Below are 20,861 nucleotides of genomic sequence, written 5' to 3'. Positions count from 1 at the left end.
CTCTTTCCTATCCATTCTCTTCTTTCGCTTCTACATTCCCGCACGCAGCTCCAACAACGCATCCCGAAGCTCGGCTGCCCGCTCAAATTGCAGGTTTTTCGCCGCATCCTTCATTTCGACTTCCAATCTATTAATCATCGACTGACGATCCTTCTTCGACATCTTGCCAGATCCGGCATCCGCCAAATAATCAGCCTTCTGCTCGGCAACCTTAGTCGCTTCAATAACTTCCAATACTTTCTTGCGAATCGTCTGCGGCGTAACGCCATGCTTCTCGTTGAAAGCTTCCTGAGTCGTCCGCCTACGTTCCGTTTCCTTCATCGCACGGCTCATTGAATCCGTCACCTTATCGCCATACATGATGACCCGGCCCTCGCTGTTGCGCGCCGCACGGCCAATCGTTTGAATCAGCGAGCGGTCTGAGCGCAGGAAGCCTTCCTTATCCGCATCCAAAATCGCTACCAGCGATACTTCAGGCAAATCCAACCCCTCCCGGAGCAGGTTAATGCCAACCAGCACGTGGAACACGCCAAGTCTTAGGTCCCGCAATATCGCAATCCGCTCCAGCGTCTTAATATCCGAGTGCAGATAACGCACCTTCACACCTATTTCCTTAAAATAATCGGTTAAGTCCTCCGCCATCTTCTTCGTCAGCGTCGTGACCAATACCCGCTCATCCTTCGCCACCCGATCGCGAATTTCGCCTAGCAAATCATCAATTTGCCCCTTCGTTGGACGAAGCTCAATGATCGGATCAAGCAGGCCTGTAGGCCGAATAATTTGCTCTACCATTGTCGGACATTGCTCCAGCTCAAAAGGACCCGGCGTAGCCGAAACATAAATCGTCTGCTTGGCCTTCGCTTCAAACTCCTCGAACTTAAGCGGCCGATTGTCCATCGCCGATGGCAGCCGGAAGCCATGGTTGACGAGCATTTCCTTCCTTGCCCGGTCGCCGTTGTACATCGCGCGAATTTGCGGCAGCGATACATGCGATTCATCAATAACAATAAGCATGTCATCCGGAAAATAGTCGAAGAGCGTGTACGGTGTTGCTCCCCGTTCCCGGAACGTCAATGGACCCGAATAGTTCTCAATGCCCGAGCAAAAACCCATCTCGCTCATCATCTCGATGTCATAGCGCGTACGCTGCTCAAGCCGCTGCGCTTCCAGCAGCTTGCCCGCTTCCTTAAGCTCGGCAAGCCGCTCCTCCAGCTCGCGCTCAATATTAACGAGCGCAAGCTTCATCGTATCCTCATGGGTAACGAAGTGAGACGCTGGGAAAATCGCCACATGCTCGCGCTCGCCCACGATCTCGCCGGTCAAAACATCGATTTCCGTAATCCGTTCAATCTCATCGCCGAACAGTTCAATTCTAATCGCCCGCTCATTATTGGCAACGGGAAAAATCTCTATAATATCGCCGCGGACACGGAATGTGCCGCGAATAAAGTTAATATCGTTACGCTGATATTGAATATCGACGAGCTTATGCAAAATCGCATCGCGGGGCTTCTCCATCCCCACGCGCAGCGACAGCAGCATGCTGCCGTACTCCTTCGGCGAACCTAAGCCGTAAATACAGGAGACGCTGGCCACAACGATAACGTCTCTTCGTTCGAATAGCGAGCTGGTCGAAGAGTGGCGCAGCTTATCGATCTCTTCATTAATGCTCGAATCCTTCTCAATATAGGTATCGGTTGAAGGAATATAAGCTTCCGGCTGAAAATAGTCGTAATAGCTGACGAAATATTCCACGGCATTATCGGGGAAAAATGACTTAAATTCGCTGCACAGCTGCGCTGCGAGCGTCTTGTTATGCGCAATAACGAGCGTAGGCCGATTAACCTGCGCAATCATATTGGCAATCGTATAAGTTTTTCCCGTTCCAGTCGCACCCAGCAGCGTTTGAAACCTCTCTCCTGCTTCAACGCCTTCAACCAGCTGCCTAATAGCACGCGGCTGGTCGCCTTGCGGCGTATAATCGGATTTAAGCTCAAAATTGCGGGCTTGCGGTGCAAAATTACTCACTTCAGCCATCCACTCCTTCTTCCTTCCTAAGCTATCTATCATTATAGTCTATATCGCGCAAAAGAAGCAGCAAGCCTCAATTTGTTCATGCTGTTACAAGTAATTCCAATTCATAAAGGCAAGTCTGCCCTTTATAAGAATATGTGTTCCCGTTTATTATAGCTCTAAGCATTCTCCGTTGCAACCAGCTAAATTTCCCTACATTAAAAAACCGCACTGACAGCAGCAAAAGTCTGTCAGTGCGGTTTTGAATGATATTTGATATGCAGCCTGTCCAGCAATTTCAGGCAATGGCCATTCATTTCGGAAAGCGCCTCTGCTTGCAGCTATACTGTTGTCTTCTCACTAGAAGCAGCGCCTTTCACAGGGGTTGGCACTGCAGATGAACTCCGGCGATGCGCAGTTCGCTTGTGCCTCAATAAATCAAGCAGCGAAGCAGGGCCCGATGCCGCATAGAAATTCGCATCCTCGTCTGGCGCCAAAATAACCCCGAGCTGATGATGCTCATTTTCATAACGCGCACGCTGCACAAACTTTACTTCTCCCGCAAAGTTCAGCACTTCCAGCTTGCAGAAAGCCGAGTTGAGATGAAGCGCGGCATGCAGATCTGTTTTCGAATGCACGCGAACGCCATTAACCTTCGAAATAATCTCGCCTGCCTGAAGCCCCAGCGCCTCAGCCGGCGTTTGCGGCAAAATACCTAACAAGCGCAAGCCGCGCTGGTCATGAACGAATAGCGGGCTGCTGGCATTTTCCAGCCTGCGGCTGCGCCAGATAATCGCTTCATGGAGCAGCAGCGAGCAGAGCGCGGCAATGGGCAGCAGCACGGGCAGCCACCAAGCCAGCAAAGCTGCTGCTGCGAGGGAGACACTGTAAAGCAGCAAGCCTTTTGCAGCGTGCTTGGCCTTCTCCTCAGGCAGCATCGAGCGTGTTAATTCGCTAAAGCCGATAATCATTGGCAGCGCAGCTATTGTCCAGCCCTGCGACCAGTCCGCGCCGAGCAGCGGTGTCCATGGCAATGCTGTTGTTGAAGCATCTGCACCCGCACCTCCGCCAATGGGAACGAGCAGCAGCAAAGGGACTGGCCAAAAGCTTTGCAGCATGTAGCCGCCGACAATTTTCCCTCTCTTGCCCGAGAGGAACAGTGGCGTCGCCAGCTTGCCGCCCTGTTTTCGCACGAGCAGCGCCTCTGCCAAATGCAGCAGAGCTACCAGCATGAACAGCCCTGTCATATCCATGGCAGCGAGCGAGGCCGCTGCTTGACCGACTATACCTTCGCCCGAAGCAAGCGGCGTAAACCCAACGATCCATTGCAGCAGGCCAAGTACGCCAGCCGCATAAGCAAAGCATAAATATCGGATGCGAAACAGCATCAGCAGCGCGGATACGCCCCAGAGCCACATGACCGACTGCTGCGTAACGGAAACGCCGATAAAAGCCCCTATGAGAGATACAGCTATGCCTACCAGCAAGCCTGTGACGATTGCCCGGCCGAGCAGCCGGGGCCATATATGCAGCTTAACGGCGAACAATTGCCGTTCAAGCTTGATCTGCTTCGTGTATTGGAGCAATATAAATAAAATAGCCACATAATAAAAAGGTTGTACCAGCAGTTGAAGCAACGCCAACTGGAATTGCTGCAACAAAGCAAGAGCCTGATTCACCGCATACACTCCTTCATTTTTACCAACTTGTTCCTGTATCCGCCCTAGCGGCTTTTTCCCCTCTCATACCTGCTGCCTACTCAAAAGAAAAGGCTGACTCCGAAGACAGAGTCAACCTTGTTAGGGATTCGACAACGAGACGTTATTTCCTGCCTACACGTTCAATCGCTTCCCGAAGCTGCACATCGTTGTTCTTGTCTTTAATCCAAGCAACAACTGCTTTCTCCAATGCTGTCGCTGTAGTCTTGTCCAGTTTTCCCGTCACCGCCAGACTCGATTCTCTCTGGAATTGCTTGACCGCCTGCACGGTTTCCTCATTGAAATAACCATCGTCACGCTTCGGCTCATAACCAAGCCCCTTAAGCATAATTTGCGCACTGCGAATTTGCTCATTGTTCATATCACGCTGCAGCGTTTCGTTTATGGTCAGCCGCGCAACGGTGTAAAGCGAAGGCGGAGCTACGGCAACAGTCGGCTCAACGCCCTTCTCATGAATCCAGATGCCTTTCGGCGTCAGCCACTTGGCAATCGTCATTTTTATCAGACTGCCATCACCCAGCGCTTTATTATAGCTGACCTGTACCGTTCCTTTGCCGAACGTCGTCTCGCCGACAAGAATCGCACCGGCTTCCTCGCCAAGCGCGCCAGCCAATATTTCCGAGGCGCTGGCGCTGCCTTTGTTCATGACTACGGCGACCGGATAAGCCTTGCTGCTGCCTTTTGACAACGTCTTCTCCCGCTTGCCGTCGCGATCCTCCACCTGAACAATCGCATCGCCCTTCGCAATAAACTGCTCGGCAATTTCCACAACGACCGGCAATACGCCGCCAGGGTTATTGCGGACATCAATTACGAGGCCCTTAAGGCCTTGCCGTCCCTTATCGGCTGCTCCTTCGCTGCCCCGGGCGCCAGACTGCACCTGAGCCTGCCCTGCTGACTGCTGCTTCGCTTCCTGCTCCAGACGAGCAAGCTCTTCCTTGAAGCGTTCGGCCGTATTGAGCGAAAACTGACGAATTTCAATTACACCAATTCGGTCATCGGACAAATGGGCATATACGGTTTCCACATCAATATCATCCCGAATTAAAATCAGCTGGATCAATTCACTTGTGCCTATCCGCTGGATTTGCAGCTTGGCCTTCGTCCCCTTCGGTCCGCGAATTTTGTCTACCGCCTCATTCAGTCCAAGGCCCTCCAGCTTCTCTCCATTAACCGAAATGACGACATCCTTCGCCAGCAGTCCCGCCCGTTCGGCAGGGGAGCCTTTGATCGGAGATACGACGACGAGCTTGCCGTTTTGCAGCGTCACTTCCGCGCCAATACCTGTGAAGGACCCTTCGATGGATTCAGAAAAATGCTGCGCCGACGTCTTCTCCATATAAACGGAGTAAGGGTCATCCAGCGATTCCAGCATGCCTTTGACTGCGCCATCTACCAGCTCTTCACGATCCGTCTTCTTCACGTATTTGGTTTCAATCAAATCCAGCACCGCATTCATTTTGTCAATCTCGGCTTCATTCAGATCATGTTGCCCGCTAGTTTCGGCAGCTGCCGGAGCGGAGCCTGACGCCTGATAGCTGCCCACGACAAGATCGCGAGCCACTACAAGCGTGACCAGAACAGAAGCGAGCATCGTAATCATTACAAAAGCAATGACTGTACGGCCTCTAAACTGCATATTCAGGACACCACCTTCTCGTTTGACCACAGCATTAAATAGAACCTACTTCAGTTCATGCCTTCCCGCTTGGAAGACACGCCCTAGTATATGACAAGTTCTGTCCATTTATTTGCGTCTGCCCAGCGACCCACCTATTCCATATTTTTCAAGCGTAAACGGCGTTGCCATCAAAGGATGGCAACGCCCGTTTCGCACTGAAGCAGAAATAGAAGCTAATTTATTATGAAGACTCGTATCATTGCTTAAATTTCGAACAAGGGCAGCCCGAAGGCTGCCGCTTGTTACTGATCGTCCTATTTTAAATAGCTGCTTGGATCCGTTGTTGACCCATTAATCCGCACCTCAAAATGCAAATGCGGTCCGGTAGAATTGCCCGTGCTGCCAACCTCGGCAATTTTTTGGCCTTTTGTAACACTGTCGCCTTTGCTTACTTTAATGCCGCCTTCGCGAATGTGGCCATACAGCGTCCACATGCCGCCTCCGTGGTCGATAATGACGGCATTGCCATAACCGCTCCAGCGCTGCGCCATAAGGACAACGCCGCTTTCTGCCGCATGTATAGCCGTTCCCTGCGGAGCTGCGAAGTCGATGCCGGTATGGAGCTTCCTAGAGCCCGTTATCGGGTGAATCCGATAGCCATACCCTGAGCTGACACGATACGAGTCAAAAATAGGCATGCCCAGCTTTCCGCCCGTATAGACCGAACCGCCGCTTCCTCCTCCACTGCTGCCATTGCCTTTACCCGCAGCAGCAGCCGCAGCCGCTGCAGCTTTTTCCCTCGCGATTCTTTCCGCTTCCAGCTTCGCTACCTTCTCGGCTTCCAGCTCGGATACCTTCTGTGCGAATTCAATCATTAGCGCTTCCTGCTCTGCGCTTATATCTTCGAGATCCTCAAGCTGATGATCATATTCGGCAACCAGCTTGTTTTTCTCGGCTTCTTTTTTCGCTAGATCGCTTTGGTAATTTTGCAGCTTGGCATACATCGTTTTAACTTCTTCAAGCTTGTGCTCAACCTCGGCTTTTTTCTCCTCTACCAATGCCTGATCGACTTTGTTTTGCTCTAAAATGCTGCGATCCTGGCTTAAAATCAGCTGAAGCGAATCGAACCGGTCGATAAAATCGGAAAAGCTGCTCGCATTCAGCAAGACGTCAAGATACGACACCGAGCCGTTCTCATACATAAGCCGCAGACGCTGCTGGATCAGAATGTCGCGTGTTTTAACACGCCCTTCCGCCTCAACCAGCTCTGCACCAGCCTGCTGAAGCTCCGATTCCGTTTGGTCAACCTTTGCTTGCGTATTATTCATATTGACTACAACCGCATCCAGCTGTGCCAATACGGCTTTAATTGAGGCTTGTACATCAGATTTGAGCGTCGATACTTCCGTCTTTTGCTGCTCTGTCGCGTCAGCTTCCTTCTGCGCTTTGTCAATGGCCTTCTTGGCATCTGTAAGCTGCTTGTTAATGCTGTCCAACGATGCGGCACTGCTGCTCAGTGGCTGAACAAGCAATACCGTCATTATCACCATAAGAACGATTAGATTTCTTCTCTTCACCGACGCGTCCACCTACACTTTCAAATATTTTCGAATGGATATCGTACTTCCCCATATGCCGATCAAGGAGCCCAGTCCAATTAATACACCGCTAATTTCAAGTCCAACCTGCTGAACCGATACGAGACTAAGCATCATCAGCCCAAGTCCCTCCTGCGTCAATTTGACAAACTGCGCATAGCTGACGAGCAATACCGACGTCGTCAATATCGAAGCAATCATGCCAATTAGCGCACCTTCAATGAAAAACGGCCACCGGATAAACGCATTCGTCGCACCTACCAATTTCATGATGCCAATTTCCCGTCGCCGAGCAACGATCGTCACTTTAATCGTGTTGGAAATGAGGAACATAGCTGTTACCGTAAGCGCCAGGACGATCACGATGCCAATTGTACGCACCGCATTCGTAATTTTGAACAGCGTTTCAATTTTGCCTTCCCCATATTTCACACTCGTAATGGGCACCGATTCATCACCTGTGTTAAGCGCCTCGATCTGCGCAGCTGCAATACTGACAGACTGAGGTTTAAATACTTCTACCGTAAAAGAGTCCGGCAGCGGATTGCTCGCATCATCATAGCCGTCAAGCAAGCCTTCGTCACTCAAGTTTTTGCGAAGCTCCTCAAGTCCCTCTTCCTTCGTAACCAGCGTAACTTGCTTCACTTCAGAAAGGGCGAGAATTTTATTCTCGACCTCTTTCATCTTCGCCTTGTCTATATCCAGCTGAAGAAATACGCGAATTTCCACCTTGCTCTCCACCGAGGAGGCAAAATTGTTTACATTCAGCGCCAGCAGCATAAAAGCCCCGAGCAAAAACAACGAAATAAAAATCGAGCTAATGGAAGCAAACGACATCCAGCCGTTGCGAATAATATTTTTACAGCCTTCTCTAAGGTGGCGGAGCAGGGTTCTAAATTTCATAACCGTACTCCCCTCTTGCCTCATCCCGAACGACCAAGCCATTCTCGATAGCGATGACACGCTTGCGCAAGCTGTTTACAATATCGCGGTTATGCGTCGCCATGACGATGGTTGAACCGCGGAAGTTGATTTCCTCCAACAAAGCCATAATTTCCATGGACGTCTCTGGGTCTAGGTTGCCGGTAGGCTCGTCCGCTACAATAACCGACGGGTTATTCACTATTGCCCGGGCAATCGACACACGCTGCTGTTCTCCCCCTGAAAGCTGGGCCGGCAGGCTGGCATGCTTATGCTTAAGACCAACGAGATCGAGAACCTCCATCGTCCGTTTTTTAATGATCCGCTTGGGCGCTTCGATAACCTCCATTGCAAAAGCGACATTTTCAAACACCGTCAGCTTCGGAAGCAATCTAAAATCTTGAAAAATAACGCCTATGTTGCGCCGTACAAATGGAATTTTGCGTGGCTTGAGCTTGCCTATATTAAAACCATTTACGGAAAGCTGCCCTTTCGTAGGCACTTCCTCGCGATAGATCAGCTTCATGAAGGTTGATTTCCCAGCCCCGGAAGGCCCTACCAAATACACAAATTCATTACGATCTATGCGTACGGACACTCCTCGCAGTGCATGGGTACCGTCGACGTAAGTCTTCCAAATGTCTTGCATTTCAATCACGTTATCACATCCTGTTTTTAGTCAGCATTAGTAATTCGACAATGACGTGGCAAATCCTTTCTTTTCGACGGTTTCTTTCCTCATTTTTCACAATTCTCATATTCATTCTAGCTGCTTGCATATACATAACAGAGTCGCTTTTGAAATATAAGAATTTATAAGTTACGTACTTATAAATGGGTTTATATTTCTCGGAGTGAAACGAGCTGCGCCACCAAAGGACGACGAAGTCGTTTTTGCTTGACCCGAAGGAAGGGGGATTGTCCCATTGAAAAAACTACATCTCATCAGCATTTTTGTATTTGCCCTGCTGCTTGCAGCGTCTGTCAGCTGGGGTGGACTCACCTATTATGCCGAGCAGCGCACCGTGCCGACAGGCGTAACAGCGGGCGGGCTTAATATTGGCGGAATGCCTATTACAGAAGCGGTAAAGCTGCTGAGTGACTATGAGCAGGCTCTAGGAGCGCGCGAACTGACGGTTGCTACTGGCAACGCTGGCTCGGACAGGCGCACATGGAGGGCGGAGGAGCTCGGCTACCAAGCAAATACTGCGGAAGTGCGTGAGGCTTTGCAGCAGCTTGGCAAAGGAACGTTATGGGAAGCGGCAAAATATCGCTATCATTTTCCGCGAACCTTTGAGCTTGCGCAGACGTTTGATCAAGCATTGTTCGAAAAGCTTGTTCGCCAGCAGTGGGGCTGGCTAGAGCAAAATGAGCCCAAAGATGCCACCCGAACCATCACGGATCAGGACGAAATTTTTTATGAGACGGAGGCAGAAGCCTACCGTATTGAAATGAGCCGCCTCGCTGCGGAAGTGAAAAATTGGCTCTGGCTCGCCGACGATGCTAGTTCTCCTGTGAAACAGGCGGCGTATCGCACCGAGCTTCCTATCCTCACCCTATCTCCTTCCGTCACGCTGGAGCAGCTCAAGGCGCAGGGGGTCGAGCGCAAATTGATGTCGTTCACGACCGACTTCGCCGCTAGCACAGAAGGCCGCGCTTATAATGTCGCCTCAACGGCGGCTGCTCTCGACAACTGGCTGCTGGCTCCGGGCGAGGTTTTTGACTACAGCAAAGTCATTCGCAGGGTCGAGGAAAAATACGGCTTTCGGGAAGCGCCCGTCATCTTGAACGGCAAGCTTGTTCCCGGTATTGGCGGCGGCATCTGCCAAGTGTCCAGCACGCTTTACAATGCCGCACTGCGTGCCGGACTTGAAATTGTCGAAAGACGCAACCACTCGCTTCCCGTTTCTTATTTGCCCGTTGGACAAGACGCCACCTATGCCGACGGCGCCATTAACTTTCGGTTTCGCAACTCAACGGACAAGTACATCGTCATTCGTGCTACATCTGAGGGACGCAAGCTGACGGTCAAGCTATTCGGAAATATGTCCGAGGACGTCCACTACCGCATTGAATCGGTTACTGTCGGCACGCTGTCTCCAGAGGTGCAGCAGCTTCAAGACCCTGCACTGCCAGCTGGCACACGCAAGGTAATCGCGCCTGGGCGCAATGGCTACGTCGTCGACACATTTAGAGTGACGCTGGAAAATGGCAAGCCGCCATTAAAGGAACGCATTTCGCGCGACACTTACCGTGCCCAGCCTACTGTCATTCATATTGGCATAGGGAAAGCAGGGGGCACCGATCAGCTACCCGTCCCTCAACCCGCTCCAGCTCCAAGCGCGTCAAGCTCACCCAACGGATCGGGTACACCGACAGAACCGCTGCTTGAGGATGGCATTAGCTAAATCTCGATATTCAACATCGTAATTATATAATAATTGTATAACATGAATATAACATTAATAGATTCAGCATTATAATAAATGTTAGTTTTATTGACACATTGAGATAACGGGATGAAATAGCTGATATATCTAGTAATTCAGTTATTCAACCGCTTACTTGGATGATTTATGAACCTTGCATACTTTATGCCCTCTACTATACTCTTTAATTATGTCAGATTACATTACATAATAGAGAGGGAGTTTAAAGATGCCAAATCTTCTTTCATCGTGGAAAAAACACAGTGCTGCTTTGCTTGTCGGCGCATTGCTGCTCACAGGGCCTTTAACAGCCTCTACTGCTGCGGCAGCAGCTGTCTACCAAGGAGAATCTTCGAAAGCGATAGAGCTGAAGCTGGGGGATGCCAGCATTTCCCCTGATAAACTTATTCCTTCAGCGGAGCTAAAAAAACTGTTTGACCAAAGCGCCAAGCTCGCAGGCGGAGACGCTACGTTTAAAGCCACACCGAAAGGGGCGACTGTCACTCGCAAGGATGCTGCGGTTATGATCGCTGAAGGACTGCATTTATCCCCAGCCACCGAACCATACAAAGACGTGCCGGATAAAGCGTCCTATGCTTCATCGGTAGGAGCGGTCATGGAAGCGAAGCTGATGCTCGGCGTTAACCAGACCCATTTTGCGCCAAACCAATCGTTAACTTATGCGGGGGCCTATGCGCTTGCCTATCGCATTTATAATTACAGCATGCCATTCCTGCTGCCAGAAGCGACGATTGCCAGCATTCAGCAGGCTGTCGGCCAAGGCAAGCTTACTTACAAAGAACTGGTTCAACAATATTTGGACCGCATCGAGAAATACGATGACCAAGGCATTAAGCTGAACGCGATTTTGACGATTAATCCAAGGGCGCTTGAAATCGCTCAGGAGCTGGATAAAGAACGTGCTTCCTCCGGCATTCGCGGCCCGCTGCATGGCATTCCCGTTATTGTGAAGGACAACTATGACACAAATGACATGCCAACGACGGCAGGCTGCCTCTGCCTGAAGGATTCCATTCCTTCGGAGGATGCCGATCAGGTTGCCAAGCTTAAGGCGGCAGGCGCCATTATTTTAGCCAAAGCCAATTTGCATGAGTTTGCATTCGGCATTACAACTAGCAGCTCCCTGGGCGGTCAAACCTTGAACCCTTATGCACTGGACCACTACCCCGGCGGCTCTAGCGGCGGTACAGGCGCTGCCATTGCGGCAAACTTCGGCGTTATTGGGATGGGCACCGATACAGGCGGCTCCATCCGCATCCCTTCGACCTATAACAGTCTGGTCGGCATTCGCCCAACGATCGGCCTCTCCAGCCGCGACGGCATCATCCCGCTTGCCCTGTCGCAGGATGTAGGCGGACCTATGACCCGGACCGTGACGGATGCAGCCATCGTATTGGACGCAACGGTTGGTTATGACCCTGACGATGTCGCGACGGCAGCAAGCATCAGCCACATTCCGAGCAGCTACACGAGCTATCTGGATGCAAAAGGCTTGAAAGGCGCGCGCATTGGAGTGGCGACCGAGCTATTCGGAGCTGCGGAAGCAGAGCAGCCTACCACTGAGGTAGTACAAGCGGCTGTTAAGGATTTAGCTAAGCTAGGAGCGGTAACTGTCGATATTACCATTCCAAACCTGAAGGAAATTATGGCTTATCCAAGCCTCAGCGGCTACGAATTCAAATTCCAGCTGAATGAATATTTAGCTGAACTGGGCTCCAGAGCCCCTTACCACTCGCTTACTGAAATTATTGCTTCCGGTCAATTCGACAAGTCGATGGAAGCTTCGCTCAAAACACGTGATGCCAGACAATCGCTGAATACAGAGGACTACAAAGATATCGTGCTGTTCCGCACCAAAACGACAAAAGATGCGCTGCTGAAAGTGATGGCTGATCATAAGCTTGATGCGATCGTCTATCCTTCCACTACGCAAACAGCAGCATTGATTGGCGAAGCACAAAGCGCAGGCGGCAATAATCGCCTCAGCCCGTTCTCCGGCTTCCCAGCCATTACAGTGCCTGCCGGCTACACAGCTGAAGGACTCGGAGCGAGCATTGAATTCCTGGGCCGCGAATACAGCGAGCCAACGCTGTTCAAGCTGGCTTACTCCTACGAGCAAGGGACGAAGCATCGCGTCGCTCCTGTACTTGCCCCATAAGGAAGCAGCACATACGCATACGCATGCAATTACTTTAATTACAAGCTCACGCGAGAAAGCAAAAAATCTCCAAACCCACTGTAAAGGTGGATTTGGAGATTTTTGATTTTATATCACAAACAGAGCTTAACGGCTGCGCTCTACGTATTCCGTTACCCAAGCGGCTACCTTCAGCAGGTCCTCATCGGCACGGCCAATAGCTGCTTCAACCTGTACAGTCGCTGTGCCGCCATAGACGTTGCGCGCATCGACAACCTGCTCCGGCTGGAGCACCGCATAAATGCGATCATCAAACAGCTCGGAAAATCGCTTGAATTCCTCCAGCTTCAAATCGAGCAAATATTTGCCCTGCTCGATGCAATAAAGCACCGTTTTACCGATAACTTCATGCGCTTGGCGGAAAGGCAGACCTTTGCCCACGAGGAAATCGGCAATATCGGTCGCATTGGAGAAATCTTGATTAACCGCTTGGCGCATCCGCTCTTTGTTGACCTTCATCGTCGCGATCATCGGCGCGAACAGCTGCAGCGCGCCTTGCAGCGTGCGAACCGTATCAAACATACCTTCTTTGTCTTCCTGCATATCCTTGTTGTACGCGAGCGGAAGCGATTTTAAAACCGTCAGCAGGCCAACAAGGTTGCCATAGACACGGCCTGTTTTGCCGCGCACTAGTTCAGGAACATCCGGATTTTTCTTCTGCGGCATAATGCTGCTGCCTGTGCAGAAGGCATCATCCAGCTCGACGAAATTGAACTCTGTGCTGGACCATAGGATGAGCTCCTCGCTCAGACGCGACAGATGCATCATAATGATCGAAGCATGTGAGAGAAATTCCAAAATAAAGTCGCGGTCGCTGACTGCATCCAGGCTGTTTTCATAAACACGATCAAATTTCAGCTGGCTGGCTACAAAATGACGGTCGATTGGAAACGTTGTTCCCGCAAGCGCGCCTGCGCCAAGCGGCAGCATATTGATGCGTTTGTAGCTGTCTTGCAGGCGCTCGATGTCGCGTCCAAACATCGCTACGTATGCCATCAGATGATGGGCAAACAAAATCGGCTGGGCGCGCTGTAAATGCGTGTAGCCCGGCACGATTGTAGCCGTATTCGCTTTCGCCTGCTCCACGAGCGATGCTTGCAGCTTTTGCAGCAAATCCACAAATTCTACAACGCGCTTGCGCAAGTAAAGATGCATATCGGTCGAAACCTGGTCATTACGGCTGCGTCCAGTATGCAGCTTGCCGCCTACGGAGCCAATGTCGTCAATGAGCGTTTTCTCGATATTCATATGAATATCCTCGTCGGACACCGAGAACTCCAGATCATTGCGCTTAATGCGCTGCAAGACGCGGTGCAGGCCGTCCTGAATCGTCTCCACATCTTTATCTGGCAAAATGCCCTGCTTGCCCAGCATCGTCACATGAGCCAAGCTGCCTTGAATATCTTCTTCCGCCAGTTCCTTGTCGAACAGGATGGATGCTGTGTACTCCTCCACCAACTGATCGGTCTTCTTCGTAAATCTGCCGCCCCATAACTTGCTCACGTTATCGCACTCCCTCCCGGATAAGGCACAGGCCGCTGCATGCAGCGGCCTCTCCTTTGCTTCCGGCATCTATTAATAAATGACGTACTTTTATTGTTATTTACCGCTGTATTTTGTTCCGACTTTCAAACGCAGCGCGTTCAGGCGGATAAAGCCTGTAGCATCGCCTTGGTCATAAGCTTGAGTCGGATCAGCTTCCATCGTAGCGATTTCAGGATTGTACAAGCTCACAGGGCTTTGTACGCCAGCGCCGATGATATTGCCTTTGTACAACTTCAGGCGTACAGTGCCTGTCACGTTTTTCTGGGATTCCAGCACGAGAGCTTGCAGCGCAAGACGCTCAGGTGCGAACCAGAAGCCGTTATATACAAGCTGGCTGTATTTAGCAATGAGGGAATCACGCAGATTCATGACTTCACGGTCCATCGTGAGCGACTCCATTTTGCGGTGTGCGCTGAACAGGATTGTGCCGCCCGGCGTCTCATACACACCACGGCTCTTCATGCCGACAAAACGGTTTTCGACCATATCCACGCGGCCAATACCGTGCTTGCCGCCCAAGTCATTAAGCTTGTCCATTACTTGCAGCGGTGTCAATGACTCGCCATTAATGGCCGTACAGTTGCCCGCTTCAAAGGACAATTCCACATATTCGGATTGGTCCGGCGCATCTTCCGGCGCTACGCTGAGCACGAACATATCTTTGTTCTCATCGGAGCTTGGATCGAACCAAGGATCTTCCAGCATGCCGCTCTCAAAGCTGATATGCAGCAGGTTGCGGTCAGTAGAATATGGCTTGGCAGCCGAAGCTTGAACGGGAATGTTGTGCTTCTCGGCATAAGCGATCATTTCTGCGCGTCCCGGGAACTCTTCACGGAACTGCTCTTCACGCCAAGGCGCGATCACTTTAATATCAGGAGCAAGCGCGGCAACGCCGAGCTCAAAACGAACTTGGTCGTTTCCTTTGCCAGTCGCGCCATGAGCGATAATGGTCGCACCTTCAGCGCGTGCAATATCAACCATACGCTTCGCGATCAGCGGGCGGGCAATCGAGGTACCAAGCAGGTATTGACCTTCATAGAAAGCGCCAGCTTGGAACATCGGGAAAATAAAATCAGACGCGAATTCATCGCGAAGATCGTCGATATAAACTTTCGAAGCGCCTGTCGCAAGCGCTTTTGCTTCCAGTCCATCCAGCTCATCCTTTTGCCCGATGTCAGCTGTGAACGCGATAATTTCCGCATCATACGTTTCTTTCAGCCATTTGAGAATGACGGACGTGTCCAAACCGCCCGAATATGCCAATACGATTTTTTCCTTAGCCATTGTAATTGTCGCACTCCTTAAAATCATGATGAATAATCCCGGCGAATATTCAGCTATGCGGGTGGCAAACTGAATAACGCCGAATTAAGCTCTGTTACATAATCGCGGCCATAATGGCCTTTTGAGCATGAAGACGATTTTCCGCCTGGTCAAAAATAATCGAGTGGTCGCCGTCAATAACGCCCTCACTCACTTCCTCGCCGCGATGTGCAGGCAAGCAGTGCATGAATAAATAGTCTTTCTTCGCATGTGCAGTCAATGCTTCATTCACTTGATAAGCGGCAAATGCTTTCTCGCGTTCCTTCTGCTCCGCTTCTTGCCCCATGCTCGCCCATACGTCCGTATAAACAACGTCAGCGCCTTCAATGGCTTCTCTCGGATCACGGCATACATGAATGCGCGAGCCGGTCTCAGCTGCATGATCCTTCGTCTGCTGCACGATGTCTGCATCCGGCTCATAACCTTCCGGAGTCGCAACCGACATGTGGATGCCCAGCTTAGCTGCTCCCATCAGCAGGGAGTGAACCATGTTGTTGCCATCGCCGATATAAGCCACTTTCAGCCCTTCCAGCTTGCCTTTGTGCTCCAGAATAGTCTGGTAGTCGGCCAGCGCCTGACAAGGATGCGAAAGGTCTGTCAAGCCGTTAATAACCGGTATCGTTGCACCGCGTGCCAGCTCCACTACTTTGCGATGAGCAAACGTACGAATCATAATGCCGTCCAAATAACGCGAAAGTGTCTGTGCCGTGTCCCAAATCGACTCGCCCCGTCCGATTTGCAAATCATTGCCGCTCAGGAACAGTCCGTGTCCGCCGAGCTGGTAAATGCCCGTCTCGAACGATACGCGCGTACGCGTCGACGATTTTTCAAAAATCATTCCGAGTGTTTTTCCTTTAAGCAAATGATGCGTTTCGCCCGCTTTCAGCTTTTGCTTGAGCTCGATAGCGAGATCAATCAGGTAACGGATTTCCGCTGGCGCATAATCCACCAGCATGAGAAAATCGCGGCCTTTCAGGCTCGCAGCCATTTCTTCTTTTACTGCTTCTTGCAATCGTATCTCCTCCACTTCCATCTATGCGTTTCATTTATAATAGCTGTTATTTATTGACGCCAGCGCCTGTACCTGCCAGCAGCTCTGCCAAAATGCTAACCGCTTGATCAATCTCCTCATTCGTAACGAGCAAATTTGGCAGCAGGCGGATGACGTTCGGCCCCGCCGAAATGACGAGCAGCCCTTTATCCTGCGCCGCCGTGAGCAATCCAGCGATTGGCTCCGCGCATTCGATACCTACAAGCAGCCCTTTGCCGCGAATGTCCTTCACGAATGAATTGCCCTCAAGCTTCGCTTTCAGTTGCGACGTCAAGTAGTCGCCCTTCTCCTCCGCACGCTCAGACAAACGGTCGCCGACAATGGTCCCCAGCGTCGCCTTCACAACAGCTGTTGCAATAGGTGTTCCGCCAAAAGTTGAACCGTGGCTTCCTGGACCAAACGCTTCACGCAGCTCTTCCCTGCACACAGCTGCCCCTACCGGGAAGCCGCTGCCAAGCCCTTTGGCCAGCGTGAAAATATCCGGTTCAATGCCGTAATGCTCATAAGCGAACAGCTTGCCTGTACGGCCCATGCCCGTCTGAATTTCATCGACGATAAGCAAAATGCCATGCTTGCGGCATAGCTTGCACAGGGCATGCACAAATGCCGGATCAGCCGGATAAATGCCGCCTTCTGCCTGAACCAACTCCAGCATAACTGCCGCTGTTTTATCGCTGATTGCCGCTTCCAGCGCTTCAATATCATTGTAAGGAATGTATCTGAAGCCCTCCGGCAACGGAGCAAAACCTTCCTTTACCTTCTCTTGGCCCGTCGCAGTCAAGGTTGCCAGCGTCCGTCCATGGAAAGAATTTTCGAACGTAATGATTTCATAACGGCCATTGCCTTTAATCTTCTGCTGGTATTTGCGCGCCAGCTTGATTGCCGCTTCATTCGCCTCTGCGCCCGAGTTGCAGAAAAATACAGCGTCGCCGCTGCTGTTGTCCGTCAACAGCTTAGCAGCTTCCTCCTGATTCGGAATATGAAACAGGTTGGATACATGCCAAAGCTCATCGAGCTGCTTAATTAAAGCTTCCTTGATTTTGCGAGGCGCATGTCCCAAATTCGTAACGGCAATGCCGCTCATGAAATCAAGGTAACGCTTGCCCTGATCATCCCACAGCCAGCTTCCCTCGCCCTTCACAAGTGCGATTGGGTATCTCGCATAAGTAGGCAGCAGTGAATTGGCCGCTGCCGCAGATGTTGTTTTCTCACTCATCGTTTATATCCTCCCTCCCGCTCTCGCGATTTAAACCCCTTTGACGATACGCGTACCGACTCCGCCCTCGCGCACTGCCTTAGTCAATACGCCTGGCTCCTCGCCGCTGACGATGACTACCTCCTGCACCTGTCCTTGAATACATTGCACAGCAGCGCGGACCTTCGGAATCATTCCGCCATATATTTCCCCGCTTGCGATCATCTCGTCAATATCGGCAACGGTGACCACAGGCAGTACCTGCTTCACGCCATCGACCGTGCGCATAATGCCCGGCACATCGGTTACTACGATCATTTGATGAACGCCCAGATGGGAAGCTACAGCTCCGGCTGCAGTATCCGCGTTAATGTTATAGCGCTGGCCCTGTGCGTCAATGCCTACTGGCGCGATAACAGGAATATAACCCATTGCCATCACGCCTTCTATAACAGCAGCATTAATGTCCGTCACATCGCCTACAAAGCCAATCTCATAAGCGTTTGCGACCGGGCGGGCTGTAATCAGCTGGCCATCCACACCGGATAAGCCTAGCGCCTGTGCGCCGCAGGAAGACATTTTCCGCACAATTTCCTTGTTTATGCGTCCAGACAAAACCATTTCGACGACATCCAGCACCGCTTCGCTCGTCTTGCGCAAGCCGCCGACAAACTCGGTCTCAATGCCAAGCTTCCCCAGCGTCTCCGAGATCGCCGGACCGCCGCCATGTACAATAACCGGGCTAATGCCGGATTGCTGCAGCTCCCGCAGCTCGCCAAAAAAAGATTCCGGCAGCGCAGCCAGTGTACTGCCGCCGCATTTCATTACAAATCGTTGCGTCATGCTATTATGAGCTCCTTTATCGCTTAATGCCCGCCTTATGCACCGTTATGTACGGTAAGCCGCATTAATTCGCACGTAGTCATAAGTCAGGTCACAGCCCCAAGCTGTTGCCGCGCCCGCTTCCATATGCAGATCCACATGAATGACGACCGTATCGCCCTTCAAATATTCCAAAGCTTTCTCCTCATCAAAAGCGACCGGCTTCGACTGCTGCAGCGTTACAATGCTGCCCAGCGAAATATCGACCGTATCCGGGTTGACAGGCTCGCCAGCGCGGCCTACTGCCGCAATAATCCGGCCCCAGTTCGCATCAGCGCCAAATACCGCTGATTTCACAAGAGAAGAACCGATGACCGTCTTTGCAATCGCCTGCGCCGATGCATCGCTAACCGCACCGCGCACCTGAACCTCGACAAGCTTCGTTGCGCCTTCGCCGTCACGCGCGATCGCTTTCGCAAGCACCTCGCACACATGGCGAAGCGCCGCGCCAAAAGCTGCCCAGCCTTCATGCTGCGGATGAAGCTCGCTGTTGCCGGCAAGTCCGCTTGCCATCGCAACGAGCATATCGTTCGTGCTTGTATCCCCATCAACCGTAATCATATTAAAAGTATGGTTCGTCGCTTCACGCAGCACTTGCTGCAGCGCTTCGCTGCCAATTGCCGCATCCGTCGTAACGAAACCAAGCATCGTTGCCATGTTTGGGTGGATCATGCCGGAGCCTTTCGCCGCTCCAGCGATATGAATGAGCTGTCCGTCAATTTCTACGGATACGCAGACCATTTTTTGCACCAAATCGGTCGTCAAAATCGCTTGGCAGAAGCTTTCTGCCGCTTGCTTATCGGAAGCCAGCTTCGCTGGCAGCTCACTGATGCCGCTGCGTACTTTATCCATCTTGAGCAGCTCGCCAATGACGCCGGTAGAAGCTACCGCTACTTCATCCGCTGCAACGCCAACACGCTCAGCGAATTTATTGCGCATTTCATAAGCATCCGCTTCGCCCTGCTCGCCCGTGCAAGCATTGGCATTGCCGCTATTGACCAGCACAGCACGCAGGCGGCCATCCGCGCCAATGCTCTCGCGCGTCACCTTAAGCGGTGCCGCCTGAAATACATTTGTCGTGTACACGCCCGCCGCTGCCGCTGGAACCTCGCATACAATCGCGCCAAGGTCATTGCGCGTAGTTTTTTTGAGGCCGCAGTGAATGCCGCCCGCCGTAAAGCCCTTAGGTGTTGTAATCGAGCCTTCCGCCACAACCGTATAAAGGGGTGCCGTGTGTCCCTGTCCCATAATTACATCGTTCTCCTTCGCTTCATGCTAAATTAGATTATGCTGGTTCTTATGGATAAACAGGAACAAACTGCAAACCAAGCGTCTCATCCCAGCCCATCATAAGGTTCATGTTCTGAATCGCTTGTCCCGCTGCGCCTTTGACCAAATTATCAATGACCGAAACAATTGTTATTCTGCCTGTACGGCTATCGAACGCAAAGCCGATATCGCAATAGTTGGAGCCCCACACTTCCTTCGTCGCAGGCAGTTGTCCTTCAGGACGAATGCGCACGAACGGGCGGTTCTCGTAATAGCTGCGATACAGGTCCATAAAATCATCCGCGCTTCTGCCATCTTTCACCGTTGCATACATCGTCGTCATAATGCCGCGCGTCATCGGCACGAGATGGGTTGAGAACGTCGTCACAACCGATCGGCCCGCTACATCAGAGAGCACCATTTCAATTTCAGGAGTATGCTGATGCTGATTCAGCTTGTATGCTTTCAAGCTCTCGTTCAGCTCGGAATAGTGCGTGCCAAGACTCGCGCCGCGGCCCGCTCCAGAAACACCGGATTTCGCATCAATAATGATACTATCCGGATCGATAAAGCCAGCTTGCACAGCCGGAACTAGGCCAAGAAGCGCCGCCGTAACGTAGCAGCCTGGGTTAGAAATGAGATTCGCACCCCGCACACGGTCGCCATAAACTTCAGCCAATCCGTACACCGCTTGCTTCAAAAACTCCTCGTCCGCCGCCGGCTTTTTGTACCATTTTTCATATAACTCTCTATCTTGCAGGCGATAATCGCCGGATAAATCAATCACTTTAAGGCCTACAGCCAGCAAACCGGGTGCCAGCTTGGAAGCGACAGCCGCTGGTGTTGCCAAAAACACAACATCCGCTTTGCTGCGAATCGTCTGCGGCTCTACATCATCTAGCAGTTCTTCGCGAATGCTTATTAAGTGCGGGTATCCTTCCGTTATCGGCGTCCCCGCGCTGGATGATGAAATAACCGAGGTCACCTCAGCAAGAGGATGTGAGGCTAACAATCGAATAAGCTCAACGCCGCCGTAGCCGGTTGAACCGATAATAGCTATTTTCAGTTTTTCGCTCAT

15 protein-coding genes are annotated in these 20,861 nt (G+C 51.5%); 2 read left to right on the top strand and 13 right to left on the bottom strand.

The genetic code is table 11. The annotated features are described in order from the left end of the window. Positions 1 to 30 precede the first annotated feature (30 nt). From uvrB to ftsE, 6 genes are all read right to left on the bottom strand, one after another. Complete coding sequence (uvrB, locus tag ACSR9A_RS07465; RefSeq protein ID WP_445933767.1) at positions 31 to 2,028, bottom strand: excinuclease ABC subunit UvrB; 1,998 nt, start codon at positions 2,026 to 2,028, stop codon at positions 31 to 33. Between the two features lie 326 nt (positions 2,029 to 2,354). Then, positions 2,355 to 3,692 carry a PDZ domain-containing protein gene (locus tag ACSR9A_RS07460; RefSeq protein WP_473756465.1) on the bottom strand — a complete coding sequence of 446 codons (1,338 nt, stop codon included), beginning with the start codon at positions 3,690 to 3,692 and terminating at the stop codon, positions 2,355 to 2,357. A gap of 142 nt (positions 3,693 to 3,834) precedes the next feature. Then, the gene (locus ACSR9A_RS07455; RefSeq protein ID WP_473756464.1) at positions 3,835 to 5,370 is read right to left on the bottom strand and encodes a S41 family peptidase; all 1,536 of its coding nucleotides are present in this window, start codon (positions 5,368 to 5,370) and stop codon (positions 3,835 to 3,837) included. Between the two features lie 296 nt (positions 5,371 to 5,666). After that, entirely contained in the window at positions 5,667 to 6,929 is a 1,263-nt protein-coding gene (locus tag ACSR9A_RS07450) for a murein hydrolase activator EnvC family protein (RefSeq protein WP_473756463.1), read from the bottom strand. A gap of 12 nt (positions 6,930 to 6,941) precedes the next feature. Next, positions 6,942 to 7,853 (bottom strand): permease-like cell division protein FtsX, encoded by a 912-nt coding sequence (ftsX, locus tag ACSR9A_RS07445; protein WP_473756462.1) that lies wholly within the window; start codon positions 7,851 to 7,853, stop codon positions 6,942 to 6,944. Beyond that, positions 7,843 to 8,529 (bottom strand): cell division ATP-binding protein FtsE, encoded by a 687-nt coding sequence (ftsE, locus tag ACSR9A_RS07440; RefSeq protein WP_046229739.1) that lies wholly within the window; start codon positions 8,527 to 8,529, stop codon positions 7,843 to 7,845. The genes ftsX and ftsE overlap by 11 nt, the downstream gene beginning before the upstream one ends. 268 nt (positions 8,530 to 8,797) lie before the next feature. On the opposite strand from ftsE, the gene ACSR9A_RS07435 reads away from it, so the two are divergent. Beyond that, positions 8,798 to 10,279, top strand: a complete 1,482-nt coding sequence (locus tag ACSR9A_RS07435; RefSeq protein WP_473756461.1) for a VanW family protein — start codon at positions 8,798 to 8,800, stop codon at positions 10,277 to 10,279. 250 nt (positions 10,280 to 10,529) lie between these two features. Continuing rightward, on the top strand, positions 10,530 to 12,479 hold the full coding sequence (locus ACSR9A_RS07430; RefSeq protein ID WP_473756460.1) for an amidase family protein: 1,950 nt from the start codon (positions 10,530 to 10,532) through the stop codon (positions 12,477 to 12,479). A gap of 126 nt (positions 12,480 to 12,605) precedes the next feature. Here ACSR9A_RS07430 and argH read toward each other — a convergent pair whose 3' ends face one another. The 7 genes from argH to argC form a co-directional block, all read right to left on the bottom strand. Continuing rightward, positions 12,606 to 14,021 carry an argininosuccinate lyase gene (gene argH, locus ACSR9A_RS07425; RefSeq protein WP_473756459.1) on the bottom strand — a complete coding sequence of 472 codons (1,416 nt, stop codon included), beginning with the start codon at positions 14,019 to 14,021 and terminating at the stop codon, positions 12,606 to 12,608. A 96-nt stretch (positions 14,022 to 14,117) separates the two neighbouring features. Further along, positions 14,118 to 15,347 (bottom strand): argininosuccinate synthase, encoded by a 1,230-nt coding sequence (locus tag ACSR9A_RS07420; RefSeq protein WP_046229721.1) that lies wholly within the window; start codon positions 15,345 to 15,347, stop codon positions 14,118 to 14,120. A gap of 94 nt (positions 15,348 to 15,441) precedes the next feature. Then, positions 15,442 to 16,419: an ornithine carbamoyltransferase gene (gene argF / locus ACSR9A_RS07415; RefSeq protein WP_473756458.1), complete on the bottom strand. Its 978-nt coding sequence runs from the start codon at positions 16,417 to 16,419 to the stop codon at positions 15,442 to 15,444. A 25-nt stretch (positions 16,420 to 16,444) separates the two neighbouring features. Next, a complete protein-coding gene (gene argD, locus ACSR9A_RS07410) occupies positions 16,445 to 17,653 on the bottom strand; it encodes an acetylornithine transaminase (RefSeq protein WP_473756457.1) in 1,209 nt (402 codons plus the stop codon). 30 nt (positions 17,654 to 17,683) lie between these two features. Then, complete coding sequence (argB, locus tag ACSR9A_RS07405; RefSeq protein ID WP_473756456.1) at positions 17,684 to 18,475, bottom strand: acetylglutamate kinase; 792 nt, start codon at positions 18,473 to 18,475, stop codon at positions 17,684 to 17,686. A 45-nt stretch (positions 18,476 to 18,520) separates the two neighbouring features. Continuing rightward, positions 18,521 to 19,762: a bifunctional glutamate N-acetyltransferase/amino-acid acetyltransferase ArgJ gene (argJ, locus tag ACSR9A_RS07400; protein WP_473756455.1), complete on the bottom strand. Its 1,242-nt coding sequence runs from the start codon at positions 19,760 to 19,762 to the stop codon at positions 18,521 to 18,523. A gap of 49 nt (positions 19,763 to 19,811) precedes the next feature. Continuing rightward, the gene (argC, locus tag ACSR9A_RS07395) at positions 19,812 to 20,861 is read right to left on the bottom strand and encodes an N-acetyl-gamma-glutamyl-phosphate reductase (protein WP_341279840.1); all 1,050 of its coding nucleotides are present in this window, start codon (positions 20,859 to 20,861) and stop codon (positions 19,812 to 19,814) included.

It is taken from the genome of Paenibacillus sp. R-74696, from assembly GCF_055814915.1.
Note: the sequence above shows the minus strand (reverse complement) of the source record. Positions and strands in the feature narration are given on the sequence as shown.